At 62.5% G+C, this 13,632-nt stretch carries 12 protein-coding genes; 7 read left to right on the top strand and 5 right to left on the bottom strand.

Going from position 1 to position 13,632, the window contains the following annotated elements; genetic code table 11:
• Window positions 1-110: 110 nt before the first annotated feature.
• The gene (locus GV829_RS13995) at window positions 111-1,931 is read left to right on the top strand and encodes a CshA/CshB family fibrillar adhesin-related protein (RefSeq protein ID WP_169947634.1); all 1,821 of its coding nucleotides are present in this window, start codon (window positions 111-113) and stop codon (window positions 1,929-1,931) included.
• 6 nt (window positions 1,932-1,937) lie between these two features.
• Here GV829_RS13995 and GV829_RS13990 read toward each other — a convergent pair whose 3' ends face one another.
• Window positions 1,938-2,684 (bottom strand): 16S rRNA (uracil(1498)-N(3))-methyltransferase, encoded by a 747-nt coding sequence (locus tag GV829_RS13990; protein WP_169947632.1) that lies wholly within the window; start codon window positions 2,682-2,684, stop codon window positions 1,938-1,940.
• 98 nt (window positions 2,685-2,782) lie between these two features.
• On the opposite strand from GV829_RS13990, the gene ubiA reads away from it, so the two are divergent.
• The 5 genes from ubiA to GV829_RS13965 all read left to right on the top strand — a co-directional run bounded on the left by ubiA (window position 2,783) and on the right by GV829_RS13965 (window position 9,336).
• Complete coding sequence (gene ubiA / locus GV829_RS13985) at window positions 2,783-3,697, top strand: 4-hydroxybenzoate octaprenyltransferase (RefSeq protein WP_169948429.1); 915 nt, start codon at window positions 2,783-2,785, stop codon at window positions 3,695-3,697.
• Window positions 3,698-3,784: 87 nt separating this feature from the next.
• Window positions 3,785-4,576 (top strand): outer membrane protein assembly factor BamD, encoded by a 792-nt coding sequence (locus GV829_RS13980; protein WP_169947630.1) that lies wholly within the window; start codon window positions 3,785-3,787, stop codon window positions 4,574-4,576.
• Between the two features lie 87 nt (window positions 4,577-4,663).
• Window positions 4,664-6,328, top strand: coding sequence for a DNA repair protein RecN (gene recN, locus GV829_RS13975; RefSeq protein ID WP_169947628.1), 1,665 nt, complete (start codon window positions 4,664-4,666; stop codon window positions 6,326-6,328).
• A complete protein-coding gene (gene ligA / locus GV829_RS13970) occupies window positions 6,328-8,382 on the top strand; it encodes an NAD-dependent DNA ligase LigA (RefSeq protein ID WP_169947626.1) in 2,055 nt (684 codons plus the stop codon). Before recN ends, ligA begins: the two co-directional genes overlap by 1 nt.
• A gap of 306 nt (window positions 8,383-8,688) precedes the next feature.
• Window positions 8,689-9,336: a Crp/Fnr family transcriptional regulator gene (locus GV829_RS13965; RefSeq protein WP_169947624.1), complete on the top strand. Its 648-nt coding sequence runs from the start codon at window positions 8,689-8,691 to the stop codon at window positions 9,334-9,336.
• Between the two features lie 12 nt (window positions 9,337-9,348).
• Here GV829_RS13965 and yfiB read toward each other — a convergent pair whose 3' ends face one another.
• The 3 genes from yfiB to yfiR are packed head-to-tail and all read right to left on the bottom strand — an operon-like array spanning window position 9,349 to window position 11,611.
• A complete protein-coding gene (gene yfiB, locus GV829_RS13960) occupies window positions 9,349-9,837 on the bottom strand; it encodes an outer membrane lipoprotein YfiB (RefSeq protein WP_169947622.1) in 489 nt (162 codons plus the stop codon).
• Window positions 9,834-11,108 (bottom strand): diguanylate cyclase DgcN/YfiN, encoded by a 1,275-nt coding sequence (gene dgcN / locus GV829_RS13955; RefSeq protein WP_169947620.1) that lies wholly within the window; start codon window positions 11,106-11,108, stop codon window positions 9,834-9,836. Before dgcN ends, yfiB begins: the two co-directional genes overlap by 4 nt.
• On the bottom strand, window positions 11,105-11,611 hold the full coding sequence (gene yfiR / locus GV829_RS13950) for a regulatory sequestration protein YfiR (RefSeq protein WP_169947618.1): 507 nt from the start codon (window positions 11,609-11,611) through the stop codon (window positions 11,105-11,107). The genes dgcN and yfiR overlap by 4 nt, the downstream gene beginning before the upstream one ends.
• Window positions 11,612-11,764: 153 nt before the next feature.
• Here yfiR and phhA point away from each other — a divergent pair, with 153 nt between their 5' ends.
• Entirely contained in the window at window positions 11,765-12,652 is an 888-nt protein-coding gene (phhA, locus tag GV829_RS13945) for a phenylalanine 4-monooxygenase (protein ID WP_169947616.1), read from the top strand.
• On the opposite strand, the gene GV829_RS13940 is transcribed toward phhA, so the two are convergent.
• The gene (locus tag GV829_RS13940; protein ID WP_169947614.1) at window positions 12,653-13,630 is read right to left on the bottom strand and encodes a 50S ribosomal protein L11 methyltransferase; all 978 of its coding nucleotides are present in this window, start codon (window positions 13,628-13,630) and stop codon (window positions 12,653-12,655) included.
• Between the last annotated feature and the right edge of the window lie 2 nt (window positions 13,631-13,632).

The raw sequence follows: 13,632 nt of genomic DNA, 5'->3' as shown, positions 1-13,632 counted from the left end.
CCCTGACGTTCAGTCTTTCCTAACGATCACAGACTATGCGCGTTCGCATGATCAGAGCCTGGACCAGAAGGCTGCTGGCGTGCTTGACCTTGGCGATCCTGTGGACCGCCATGACCTTCGCCGCACCCGCCAATGCCCAGACCTGCGGAGCCGCGACCACGCAAGGGAGCGCGCCTGCGGGCTGGCAGACCTATTGCTGGCTTGATTTCTCCACATATAACGACACCACGGCCCGGTCGACTGCCGGCCAAAATTTCAGCTTCACGCTCAGTGACGGGGCGATACTGACCTTCAACCTGCGTGCCACGAGCACAGCTGCCTCGGCTGCGAGATCCATCACCGCACCATCCTGGGGCGGCGCTGCCGTGGGCAATTCGGCGTTTCTCGGGATTCCCGGCCGGCCGATCCTGTATATGGCCAACAATGGCTCAACGGTCACATTCACAATCCGGAACATCTTGGTGACGCCGCCCCCGGGCGCTCCGGCTGTCACGGCCTATGCCTTTGTGGCGGCTGACGCGGAATCAACCGATGGAGCGGAATCCATCCGTTTCACGACCAATGGTGGCGGCTGGCAGATGCTCGATTCGGTCAATCCCATCAGCGGCGGCAACATGCCGACGCAATCCGGCATAGGCACCTCCACCTTTGATACCACCGGCGGTGGCCTGCCCAGCTTTACCGGCGGGTATATCGTCGGCACCACGAGTCCGACCACGGTGACCGCGACCATGGTGGGTTCGGGGTTGCAAGGGGTGATGTTTGCGGTGCGCTTTGCGTCCATCCGCCTGACAAAACAGATTGTCGGCTCGCGCATAAATGCGGCGGACCAGTTCACTTTCCGCATCAGCGCCACGTCATCGGGCACCACCCTCGCCAGCGGCACCACCAGCGGCACCGGCAATGGACCGTTCACCGCGGCTGCAGTGTCGCTGGCATCGGGGATACCCCTGACCATCAGCGAGACTATGGCGCCCGGCAGTGTCAGCCCCCTGGCGCGCTATCGCGGCAGTTTGACCTGTACCAATGGGACGGCCGGATCGACGACGCCGTTACCCAACAATCTTGTGACATCCAGCTACAATTTCGGCGCGCTTCAATTTGGCGATGCCATCCAGTGCATCTTTACCAACGCCGCCTTTCCGCATGTCCGCCTGCGCAAGGTGATGGGGTCGACCGGGCGCACATTTTCGACCGACCAGTTCAATGTCCGCATCATGAACGGCACGACTGTCATCGCCTCCTCCACGACCAGCGGGACCGGCACTACGGTGACGGGTGGAGACACCAGCTTGGTCGAGCTCAATGCCGGGACAGCCTATACCCTGGATGAACTGGGCGTTGGTGCAACCAGCCTGTCGGTCTACACCCCGACAATGAGCTGCGCGAACGCTTGGGCCGGATCAACAACGGCACTACCCACCAGCGTGCCAGGCCCCATCACGCCGCAACTGGGTGATGTCATAACGTGCACCATTACCAACACGCGGCGTAACGTGGCAGTCCTGTCGATCGCCAAAAGCTCACGGGTCATTTCCGATCCTGTCAATGGCACCACCAATCCGATGATGATCCCCGGCGCTGTGGTCGAATATGCCATCAGCGTTACCAACATCGGCAACACGACGGTGACGTCCAACAGCCTCATCATGCTCGATGTGCTGCCGCCCAATGTTGCCTATGACCGAGTCACCGGGGTCAGTTTCACCAATGGTACGACAACGAGCGGGCTCAACGCCTTCAACCCTGCGACAATGGTGACATTTTCCAATCAGCCGTCCGGCGGCGCTCCCTTCAGCTACACGCCTGTCGGCACCTATGACACGGCGGTGACCGGGCTGCGGATTGCCCCCACCGGAACGATGGCCGCCGCCACATCCGCGACGGCGACGCCCAGCTTCACCATCCGTTACCGGGTGCTCGTTGAATAAGGCACCTTAACGCCAGTCGCCGGCGCATGCCATCCATAGCGATGTTGCGGCAATCGCCGCCGTTTCGGCGCGCAGGATGCGGGGGCCCAGGGTGATGGGCCTGGCCTGGGGCAGGGCACGAATGGCCTGTCGCTCGGCATCGTCAAATCCGCCTTCCGGTCCGATCAGAATGGCCGCCGGTGCTCCTGCCGCTGCAAAAACCTCTGCCGCCGGTTCGCCGCCCAATTCATCGGCCATGAAAAGGCACCGCCCGTTGGGCCAGGCGGCAAGAAGCTTTGCCAAAGGGACCAGTTCCGCGATCGAGGGCAGAGCGGTGCGGGCGCATTGCTCCGCCGCTTCGGTCATGATCGTCCGGGCGCGTTCAAGATTGACCTTGTCGACGACGCTCCGCCGGGTGAGCACCGGGACAATCCGGTCGACTCCTAATTCGGTCGCCTTTTCCAGCACGAGATCGAAATTGGGCTTTTTGACCGGGGCGATCACGAGCCACAGATCGGGCACCGCTTCGCGGACGCGGAGCCGCTCGACAATCACCAGATCGACGTGGCGCTTGGCGACAGTTTCTACCCGTGCTGCCCATTCGCCGCTTTCATTGTCGCACAGTATGACGGCATCGCCCGGCTTTACCCGCATCACCTGACACAGATAATGGGCGGCGTTCCCGTCGATGTGCCGGACACCCCCGGCCGCAAGCAAGGGTTCGACAAACAGGCGCGGCGCGCTGCGGGGTGGCCAGGCAGGTGTGGCAGGCATGGCACCTCTTTGCGGTCGACGGGGGTGACAGGTCAAGCTGAAGGGGTCATGACGGCGGCTGTACGACGCGCTATGGCGCGCCAGTGACTGATTCCAGTATGCCCTCCTCTGTGGATAGTGTCCCCGATACGCAACTCGGCCTGTTGATGCGACTGTTGCCGGCGACGGTGCGGCCCTATGCGCTGCTCGCCCGTTTCGACAGGCCTATCGGCTGGTGGCTGCTGTTTTGGCCATGTGTCTGGGGTGTGGCGCTGGCAGGCGGTGCCATCGATCATTGGCCGCTGCTGTTTTGGATGCTGCTCGGCGCCATGGTCATGCGTGGAGCGGGCTGCGTTTATAACGACATAGTCGACCGCGATCTCGACCGGCAGGTCGAACGCACCCGCAACCGCCCGCTGGCCAGCGGCGCCGTGTCGCTCAAGGCGGCTTGGGCGTGGCTGCTCTTCCTCTGCGGGGTCGGGCTGGTCGTCCTTCTGCAACTGCCAACCGCTGCCCAACTTGTCGCCTTGGCCAGCCTGGTGCCGGTCGCCGCCTATCCCTTCATGAAGCGCATCACCTGGTGGCCTCAGGCCTGGCTCGGCCTTGTTTTCAGCTGGGGTGTGCCGGTTGCCTGGGTGGCTATCAGGGGAGAGGCAGACTGGGCCATGTCACTGCTCTATGCCGGCTGCATCGCCTGGGTGATTGGCTATGACACCATCTATGCACTTCAGGATGTCGAGGATGACGCCATCGTCGGCATCCGGTCCAGCGCCCGCCGAATGGGCAACTGGGTGCGGGTCGGTGTTGCCGGTTTCTATCTGCTGGCAATAGCCGGTTGGGCAGGAGCACTTTGGCTGGTTCGCCCGGATCCGCTGGCTCTGCTGGCACTGGCGCCGGCTGCCGCTCACTTAGCTTGGCAGGTGGGGACGCTTGATCCTGAAGACGGTAGAAATCCGCTGGACCGTTTCCGCGGCAACCGGACGACAGGCCTGTTGATGGCGGCGGCCTGTTTTGTGGTAGGCAGCACGGCCTGACCCTCCAGGCTGATCCGGCAAAGGCGGATGTGTTTTTGCTGCACTGTTCGCTTGGCGTTCAGCTTCGCTCTGGTTATACCCCCGCGCATGAACCGCAAAGCCAAGCTGATCGCAGCCGCCGTCCTGCCCGCCATCCTCCTTGCCGGTTGTGCCGGTCGCACCAACGCGCCGCGCGATACGCGTTACATCGCCCGGGATGTGAGCACCCTTTATCTCGCGGCCAAGGATCGCATGGATCGCGGCCAGCACAAGATTGCGGCGGCCCTGTTTGACGAGGTGGAGCGCCAGCATCCCTATTCGCCCTGGGCCCGGCGTGCGCAGCTGATGAGTGCATTCAACTATTATGCGGCAGCAGAGTATACCGACTCGATTGCCTCGGCCCAGCGGTTCCTCCAGCTGCATCCCGGCAATCGCGATGCGCCCTATGCATTTTATCTGATCGCGCTCTGCTATTATGAACAAATCAGCGACGTGACCCGTGATCAGCGGATCACCGAACAGGCTCGCGATGCGCTTGGAGAGCTCATCCGCCGTTACCCGGAAAGCCAATATGCGTCCGATGCCAGGCTGAAGCTTGATCTGGTGAATGACCATCTGGCCGGCAAGGAAATGGAGATTGGCCGCTATTACCAGCGGTCGTCGCGCTGGTTGGCGGCCACCATGCGTTTCCGCGCTGTCGTCGATCAGTATCAGACGACCAGCCATGCCCCCGAAGCCCTTTATCGTCTGACCGAATCCTACCTCTCGCTCGGGGTGCAGGACGAGGCTCGTCGCGCGGCGGCGGTTCTCGGTCGCAACTATCCGGGTTCGGAATGGTATGAGCGCGCCTATGATCTGCTGGGCGAACATGCGCCGCAACAGGTCAACCAGACCAACTGACGCGACCGCGGCGGAGCGGGCGGTGCCGCACGAACACAGGCTTGTTCCCCAATCGTTCCATGGCTATAGCTGGGCGATGGCGGACCCATGCTGACGGCCCTTTCCATCCGCGACGTGGTTTTGATCGAGGCGCTTGACCTTGATTTTAACGACGGCCTTGGTGTGCTCACCGGGGAAACCGGAGCCGGCAAATCGATCCTGCTCGATGCATTGGGACTGGCGCTGGGCAGCCGGGCCGATAGCGGCCTGGTCCGCCACGGCACCGACAGGGCCCGGGTTACCGCCAGTTTTGCCCCGCTCAAGGCCGGTCATGCCGCACTCGATCTGCTTGATGAAGCCGGCATAGAGGTGGAACCTGGCGAACCGCTTGTCATCCGCCGGGAGGTCAAGCGCGACGGCGGCAGCCGCGGCTTCATCGCCGACCAGCCAGCGTCGGCGGCGCTGCTTCGCGATGTTGGCGCGACGCTGGTGGAAATTCACGGCCAGCATGATGAGCGGGGCCTCCTCAATCCGCGCGGTCACCGCGCCCTGCTCGACGCCTTTGGGCAGATTGACCTGTCTTCAGTCGCCCAGTCCCATGGCGAATGGCGTGCGGCCGAAACAGCGTTGGCCGAAGCGCGTGAACGCTTGCTCAACGATGTCAGCGAACGCGAATGGCTCGACCACAGCATCGCCGAAATCGCCGCGCTCGCGCCCGAGGCGGGCGAGGAGGAGGCCCTCGCCGCTGCGCGCTCGGACATGCAAAAGGGCGCCCGGCTCGTAGATGAGATGGATGGCGTCGACAAATTGTTGGCCGGGTCTGATGGTGCGCTTGCCCAATTGCGCGCTGCCACCCGCCGGCTCGACCGCCTCGCTGCCGAGCACCCGCTGTTCGCCGAGGCACTGGCAGCCTTTGACCGCGCGCTGATTGAGGCGGGAGAGGGCGAAGACAGCTTGTCCAAGGCTGCCGAGGCCTTGCGTTTTGACCCGGCCGAACTGGATCGCATTGAAACCCGCCTGTTTGATCTGCGCGCACTGGCCCGCAAGCATCGCGTCGAAGCGGATGGGCTCGCCGCGTTGCTGGAGGATCTGACCGCGCGCCGTGCCGCCATTGATGCCGGGGAGCAAAGCCTCGCTGATCTGGAAAGTAGGGTTGCCCGCAGCCAGTCCGCCTATCGCAACGCCGCCGAGGCGCTGCACGCGGCGCGGGTCAAAGCCGCTGCCGCGCTCGACAAGGCGGTGGCGAGTGAACTGGCTCCGCTGAAACTCGACGCGGCGCAATTCCGCACGGCTGTCGAGCCCCTCGACCAGTCGCAATGGGGGCCGCACGGTGCCGACCGTGTCGAATTCCTCATCGCCACCAATCCCGGCGCGCCCTTCGCCGGGCTGATGAAGATTGCCTCGGGCGGCGAATTGTCGCGCTTCCTGCTCGCGCTCAAGGTCAGCCTTGCCGAAGTCGGTGGCGCCGGCACGATCATCTTTGACGAGATCGACCGGGGCGTGGGCGGCGCAGTCGCCAGCGCCATTGGTGAGCGCCTGTCGCGCCTTTCGGACAGTCGCCAACTGCTCGTCGTCACGCACAGCCCGCAGGTCGCGGCACGGGGCACTCAGCATTATATGATCGCCAAGACCAGCGACGGCACCGTCGCCCGCACCGGCGTCCGCAGCCTCGATGCGGGCGAGCGGCAGGAAGAAATTGCCCGCATGCTATCAGGGGCCGACATCACCGATGAGGCACGGGCCCAGGCAGCGCGACTGATGGAGGTGGTGTGATGGCTTTGTCTGAAGCCGAAGCCGCCAATCGTCTGCTGCGTCTCGCCAAGGAGATTGCGCGGCATAACCGGCTCTATCATGATCAGGATGCGCCCGAGATTTCGGATGCCGACTATGACGCGCTGGTCCGTGAAAATGCTGCGCTGGAGGCGGAGTTCCCCCATCTTGTCCGCGCCGACAGCCCGTCGCGCATGGTCGGTGCACCCACATCTTCGGCGCTCACCAAAGTGCCGCACGCCAAGCCGATGCTCAGCCTCGACAACGCCTTTTCGGGCGAGGAGGTTGAGGAATTTGTCGCCCGCATCCGCCGTTTCCTCGCACTGGGTGACGCGGAGCCGGTGTGCCTGACGGCGGAGCCCAAGATTGACGGCCTGTCCTGCTCGCTGCGTTATGAGGATGGCGTGCTGGTACGCGCCGCCACGCGTGGCGATGGCACGGTGGGGGAGGATGTCACCGCCAACGTCCGCACCATCACCGACATTCCCGAACGCCTGACAGGAGCCGCCCCCGCCGTCTTCGAGGTGCGCGGTGAGGTCTATATGGCGAAGTCCGATTTCGCCGCGCTCAATGCCGCGCAGGAAGCCGCCGAGCAAAAGCTGTTTGCCAATCCCCGCAATGCCGCTGCCGGCAGCCTGCGGCAAAAGGACGCCAGCGTCACTGCCGCGCGGCCCTTGCGCTTCCTCGCCCATGGCTGGGGAGAGGTGTCTGAACTCCCCGCCGACACACAGATGGGTGTGATGCGGGCGATCGGTGATTGGGGTCTGCCGCTTTCCGACCTGCTCATCCGCGCCGATGGGGCAGGGGCCGCGCTCGCCCATTATGGCCACATAGAAAGCAAGCGTGCCGACCTGCCGTTCGACATTGACGGTGTGGTGTACAAGGTCGACCGGCTCGACTGGCAGGCGCGGCTAGGCTTTGTTGCAAAGGCGCCGCGCTGGGCCATCGCCCATAAATTCCCCGCCGAACGCGCGCAGACCACGCTCGAAGCGATCGACATCCAGGTCGGCCGCACTGGCAAGCTGACGCCTGTCGGGCGGCTGACCCCGGTCGGTGTCGGCGGTGTCATTGTATCCAACGTCACGCTGCACAATCGCGACGAGATTGCCCGTCTCGGCGTGCATCCGGGCGACCGGGTGGTCATCCAGCGGGCCGGGGATGTGATCCCGCAAGTCGTTGACAATCTCAGTCGGGATGAGGCGCGCGAACCCTGGGCCTTCCCTGATCATTGCCCGGACTGCGGCAGCGAGGCGGTGGCCGAGGAGGGCGAAGTGGATGTCCGCTGCACCGGCGGCCTCATCTGCCCCGCGCAACGTTTTGAACGGCTCCGTCACTTCGTCAGCCGCCCCGCGCTCGATATCGAGGGGTTGGGCGAAAAGAGCATCGCCGAATTCCTCGGCTATGGTTGGCTCGAACGGCCGGGCGATATCTTCCGCTTGAAGCGGCACCGCGATGAGTTGGTTGGTCGCGAAGGCTGGAAGGACAAGTCGGTCGACAATTTGCTCGCCGCAATCGAAGCCAAGCGCGCGCCCGATGCGGCCCGTCTGCTGTTCGGCCTCGGCATCCGCCATGTCGGCGCGGTGACGGCGCGGGACCTGCTCAAGGCGTTCGGCACACTGCCGGCCTTGCGAGAGACCGCGCAGGCTGCCCATGGCGGTGAAGCCGGGGCACTGGCGCAATTGACCTCGATCGACGGCATCGGCCCGGCTGTGGTCGAGGCGCTGGGCGATTTCTTCCACGAACCGCACAACGTCGATCTGTGGGAAGACCTCCTCTCCGAAGTCAACCCGCCCGCCTATGTCTCCAACGCCCGTCAGACCGAATGGAGCGGCAAGACCATCGTCTTCACCGGCAAGCTCGAAACCATGAGCCGTGACGAAGCCAAGGCGCAGGCTGAGAGCCTGGGGGCAAAGGCTGCCGGCTCGGTCAGCGCGCAAACAGATTTGGTGGTTGCAGGACCCGGGGCAGGGTCCAAATTGAAGAAGGCGACCGAACTGGGCATTCGCGTGGTGGACGAAGCCGAATGGGCCACCATCATTGCCGCGACCGGTGTCTAACCGACGACAGGCTCAATCTGTTCGGTAGCGGATCAGATCGCTTGACCTTCGCTATTGGCCGAGCCGAAATTAGCAACGGCGCGGCGTCTGCTTTCCCCATAAAGCTCCGCCGCGCCGTGCTGATGAATGCTCGGGCATTCATCGCGACCCGAGGCTACTTGTCCGTGCAGAGAACATGCGCGAACCGCCCCCATGCAGGTTCCGCATCGCCCGCCCGGCGATGCTTCCGCTTGCATTGATGCTATTCATTACCCATTGTGGTTAACGACAATGCAAAGAACTTATCAATTGGTGAAATCCTTTGGAATGAATGGCTCACAGTCCGTTTTTGACCGTCTGGTGGCTGCCGGTTCGATTCGCCATTTTGACGATGGCGAATTCATCTTTCAGCAGGGGGAGCCTGCGATCGGGCTTGTCATGGTCGTTTCGGGATCCATGGCGGTCGGGCGTTACCGGCACGACGGAACCTATAATCTGCTGACTGTGCTTGGTCCGGGTGAAGTCACTGGCGACACCAGTTATTTTGCCCAAGCCCGGCGATTGAATGACGGTATTGCCCAGGGCCGGACCAGCATCTGCACAGTGGGCGGGGTGCACCTCGACCGGCTGATCGATACCGATGCCCAGGTGGCACGGTTCCTGCTTACGTCGATGGCGACGCAGATGCACAGGATGATCCGGTTGATCGACGCCGAACGGCGCCATCCCGCCCGGATCAGGCTGGGCTGGCTGTTGTTGCAGGAGTGTGATCCGCGCGATGGGCTGTTTGATGGCAGCCAGCAGGATCTGGCCAATCTGCTGGGCGTGTCGCGGGTATCATTGGTCAGCGCTCTGGCAGCGCTGGTCGAACTGGGGGTGGTCAGGCGCGGTTACAGGAAACTCTGGCTGACCGATCGGGCCCGGCTGGAACGCTGGCTGGCCAGGGAGGCCGGACCGGCCAATGCCGAGCCCTGATATTTGACCGGTTCAGAGGGCGGTCACGATCACCACAACGCGCCGATTTTGGGCCATGCCTTCCTCGGTGGCATTGTCGGCGATGGGCAGGCTCTCTCCCCAGCCACGGATGGCCAGCCCTGCTGCCGGAAAGCCATTGGCCTGCATGATCACGGCGACCGCATTGGCCCGCGCTTCCGACAGGCGAGCATTATACTCTTCGCTACCCGATGAATCGGTATGCCCCTCGACACGGGCTGACGTCAGGCCGACCGATTGGAGCCCCTGCGCCATGGTCGCGATCCGGCCAGCCATTTCGGGCTGGACGTCCGAACTGTTGGTTGCGAACAACATGCGGTCGGCCATCGACAATTGCCACCCTTGTTCGGTTTCGACAAAACCCTGGGACTGGAGCATCTCGGTCTGCGCACGGGTGAAGCCCGATTGCGGCATCGTCTGGCATGCCGCGAGGCTGAGCGCACCGAACAGCGCCAGGATGAAGGCTGAAAAACGACTGGTCATGGCTGGTCTCCACTAAGGGACGCGGTCGCCGATTCCTCTCCGGCTACCGGTCCCGTTCGAATTTTACTGTGCTTGTCCTGATACATATGTTCATCGGCGCTGCGGATCAGAGTTTCCACATCATCGCCGTGATCAGGATAGATGGCTTGGCCAATAGACAGGCTGATGGTGACGTGAAGGCCACTGCCAATGTCTATCGGTTCCAGCATCACCTTGGTGATGCGGTCCGCCACTGCACTGGCGTCTTCAACCTGTTCGAGGTGAAGGATCAATATGGCGAACTCGTCCCCGCCCATCCGGGCGGCCGTGTCTCCAAAGCGCAGGACATGGGTAATCCGCTGGGCAATGGCGGCAATCACCCTGTCGCCGGCAACATGGCCATAGCGGTCATTAATTTGTTTGAACCCGTCACCATCGAGAAACAGCATGGCGAATTTTTCGCCGTTGCGCTGTGCCGCGCGGATGGCAACGCCTACCGCATCGACAAAGGCGGCACGGTTGGGCAGGCCCGACAATGTGTCGTGGCTGGCCCGATGCAACAAGGCTTCATGGGCCCGGTCAAGTTGCTGATGCCAGTCCTGCAATTCATCAAGTAATGAATTGAATCCACGTGATAAATCATCAACTTCAGTAATTGTGGCGGACGGTGCCCGGCGTTCGAATGTACGGTCGGATCGGACAGTCTGGGCCACTTCGGCGATCGATTGGATCGGCTCGATGATGGTCCGACGCAGCCGCGCGCCAATCAACCCTGTCCCGATAAAGGTGACGACCAGACAGCCCAATGCACCCAGAATTGTGCCGGTCAGCAACCGGTCAAGACCCTGTGCACCACCGACCACGCGGACATGGGCTACCGGCTTGTCCGCAGGGCCGATCGGCGCGACCATCGGATCGGGGAAGACCATGCGTGCCAGCAGGCTGTTCTTCAGACGGCCCGGTCGCTCCCACCGGGTCATCACATCCCCGTTGGTCTTTATGATGGTGATTTCATCGATGCTCTCGTCGGCGACAATCGGCGCCATTGCCTCGCGCGCGGCAACAGCATCATTGAACACGACCGGGACTTCCAACGAATAGCTGGCCTGTTCGGCAACCAGCTCCAGATTGTGTCGGGCATATTGCTTGAACAGCAGGAAGCCCGTTACCAGCACCACTGTCAGGGATAGGGTCACTGCCAGCAACGCAACCAGCGCCAGCGAACGGCCCAGCGCATGTTGCAGCGAGATGCGCGCATCTGTTGCGCTATGGGGAGGGTGCGGTTCGGTCATCGCCCACTCCCCGGCCGCCGTGCAAGCGCCAGAACGCGCGGATCCACCCTGACACGGCTGCGCGACACTGCGTCTATGTTGAGATCGAATGTGACCCCGCCAGTCACGCTGCGCAGGCAGAACATGCTGCCATGGACGCATTGGGGATCGCTGTCCGTCATCGACAATATGGGTCGGTTGGTCAGGCTGCGTATGATGGTGGTGCGCTCGACGGCTGTAGTGCGGCCTAGATACAGGGCATCGCATTGGTCAGCAGACCATTGCGCCGCTGTCATCCGCGAGGTCGCCAGCATTTGCCCGTTGATGAGGCGGCGATTGTCGATCCGGCCGCCCATCGTAGTCGGCCCGACAATGCACAGCCGCACGGCCCGCAGATCCGACGGCCAACGGGCATAGGTCACAATGCCCGATGCAATATCAGCCGTGGCAATGGCTATGCCGTCGCTGGCGACCGGCGCGCTGGTTTGCGTGCTGATCGGCCACAACGACGCTACAATAGTCAAGCCTATGAGTTGAGGGGAAAAAGCCAAAGTAAGCGTCATTATGCCCGAGGATGATGGCCCGCTAATGGCACAAATGGCGGTAAATTGCCACTGACATTGATGTAGATTGGGGACTGGTTGCAAATGGAACCATTTTCCATGCTATAAGCAGTCATGGCCGTTGATCCCCCTTTGCCACCTGCTTTTGTCAGCCATGTGCATGATGTCCCGCCACCCGGCGCGGCGCCTGATTGGACCATTCCACAGAATTGGGATGATTTCTCAGCGGCTGATCATGCGGTGTGGGATACGCTGTTCGCTCGCCAGGTGGCGATGCTCCCGGGCAGGGCCAGTGATGCTTTTTTGCGCGGCGTTGATGTCTTGCGGCTCGAACGGCCCGGCATCCCTGATTTTCGTGATCTCAACGAGCGGCTGATGGCTGCGACCGGGTGGCAGGTGGTGGCTGTGCCTGGACTAGTGCCGGATGATGTTTTCTTTGATCATCTCGCCAACCGCCGCTTTGTGTCGGGCAATTTCATCCGTCGGGCTGACCAGTTGGACTATCTTCAGGAGCCCGACGTCTTTCATGACGTGTTCGGCCATGTGCCCATGCTGGCCGATCCGGTCTTTGCTGATTACATGCAGGCCTATGGCAAGGGCGGATTGCGAAGCCTCAGCTTTGGTTCGCTGGAAAAGCTGGCCCGGCTGTACTGGTACACGGTCGAATTCGGACTCGTCCGTGAAGCTGGCGGTTTGCGCATCTATGGTGCGGGGATCGTCTCCAGCTATGGGGAAAGCGTCTTTGCCCTTGATGATCCCAGCCCGCATCGCATCGCCTTTGATCTCGAAAGGGTGATGCGAACCGACTATCGCATTGACGACTATCAGCAGAATTATTTTGTCATCGACAGTTTCGAACAATTGCTGGACGCGACCCTGCACACCGATTTTGCGCCGCTTTATGCCCGCTTGCAAACAGTATCGGACATTGACGTGGCGCAGCTGATCGATTCCGACGTGCTGATCAATCTTGGCACACAGGCCTATGCTGCCAGCCGCTGATCACCAACTGCCGAAATCTCCAGGTGGCTGACCCGCGCTGCCGTTGGCGCGCCGGGGCCTGCGCCAACCTTGACGCCGCCTTAGGGTGAGCACCAGCACTGGCCATTGCGCACCGGGACCATGTTCATCGACGCGGAAGCCGACCCTGCGGTACGCGGCGACGACCGCATCACGCTGTTTGTCGAGCAGGCCCGCCAGCACCAATTGACCACCCTCGGCGGTGATCGCCGCCAGCGAAGGCGCCAGCGCAATCAGCGGCCCGGCGAGGATGTTGGCGCAGACCAGGTCATAGGGCGCGGTTTCCGTGATCAACGGGTGGCGCGTGCCATCAGCCACAGCGAGCACCATCTTGCCCGGTCCAAAGCCGATGGGAACGCCATTGATTGCAGCATTTTCCGCCGACACTTTCACGCTGACCGGGTCAATGTCGCTGGCCACGGCAAAGGCCCTGGGCCACAGGTGCAGCGCGGCAAAGGCAAGCAGGCCGGTGCCTGTTCCAATGTCGGCAACGGTCGCATAGCGACGGCCCTGTCGTTTCAACCGGTCAAGCGCCAACAGGCAACCGGCGGTCGTGTCATGATGGCCTGTACCAAACGCCTGTCCGGCATCGATCCGGAAATTGACCACGCCCGGCATGGTGTCCGGCGCATCCTTGGCTGTATGGACGTAAAAGCAGCCGGCACGCACTGGCTCCAGCCCCGCCTGCGACAATGTCACCCAATCTTCGTCGGCCAATCGTTCTGGCTTTGGCGGCTTGCGGTTCTTGCGGCCCAGCAGCGCCATCATCGTTTCGATCAGCCGCCGGTCAGGCTCGTCCTGGGTATAGACATCGATGCGCCATTCGTTGCGGTCTTCGTCAATTTCGCTTGCGACCAGCACGGGCGCGGGATCAAATGCGGCGAGGGAAGGATGCTCGTCGGTCAGCATCTCCGCCTGAGCGCGGTTGCAGGGAAAGGCGGTCATCCAGCTTTCGGTCATTA

Source organism: Sphingomonas lacunae (assembly GCF_012979535.1).
Taxonomy (GTDB): Bacteria; Pseudomonadota; Alphaproteobacteria; order Sphingomonadales; family Sphingomonadaceae; genus Sphingopyxis; species Sphingopyxis lacunae.
This window is presented reverse-complemented; position numbering and strand designations above follow the sequence as displayed.

What these genes read in the sequence shown, in the direction of transcription:
- GV829_RS13940 (WP_169947614.1), bottom strand. Translation starts at nt 13,630, where the DNA reads ATGACCGAAAGCTGGATGACCGCCTTTCCCTGCAACCGCGCTCAGGCG.
- ubiA (WP_169948429.1), top strand. Translation starts at nt 2,783, where the DNA reads ATGCCCTCCTCTGTGGATAGTGTCCCCGATACGCAACTCGGCCTGTTG.
- dgcN (WP_169947620.1), bottom strand. Translation starts at nt 11,108, where the DNA reads ATGACCGAACCGCACCCTCCCCATAGCGCAACAGATGCGCGCATCTCG.
- GV829_RS13990 (WP_169947632.1), bottom strand. Translation starts at nt 2,684, where the DNA reads ATGCCTGCCACACCTGCCTGGCCACCCCGCAGCGCGCCGCGCCTGTTT.
- yfiB (WP_169947622.1), bottom strand. Translation starts at nt 9,837, where the DNA reads ATGACCAGTCGTTTTTCAGCCTTCATCCTGGCGCTGTTCGGTGCGCTC.
- GV829_RS13965 (WP_169947624.1), top strand. Translation starts at nt 8,689, where the DNA reads ATGAATGGCTCACAGTCCGTTTTTGACCGTCTGGTGGCTGCCGGTTCG.
- phhA (WP_169947616.1), top strand. Translation starts at nt 11,765, where the DNA reads ATGGCCGTTGATCCCCCTTTGCCACCTGCTTTTGTCAGCCATGTGCAT.
- GV829_RS13995 (WP_169947634.1), top strand. Translation starts at nt 111, where the DNA reads ATGACCTTCGCCGCACCCGCCAATGCCCAGACCTGCGGAGCCGCGACC.
- ligA (WP_169947626.1), top strand. Translation starts at nt 6,328, where the DNA reads ATGGCTTTGTCTGAAGCCGAAGCCGCCAATCGTCTGCTGCGTCTCGCC.
- GV829_RS13980 (WP_169947630.1), top strand. Translation starts at nt 3,785, where the DNA reads ATGAACCGCAAAGCCAAGCTGATCGCAGCCGCCGTCCTGCCCGCCATC.
- recN (WP_169947628.1), top strand. Translation starts at nt 4,664, where the DNA reads ATGCTGACGGCCCTTTCCATCCGCGACGTGGTTTTGATCGAGGCGCTT.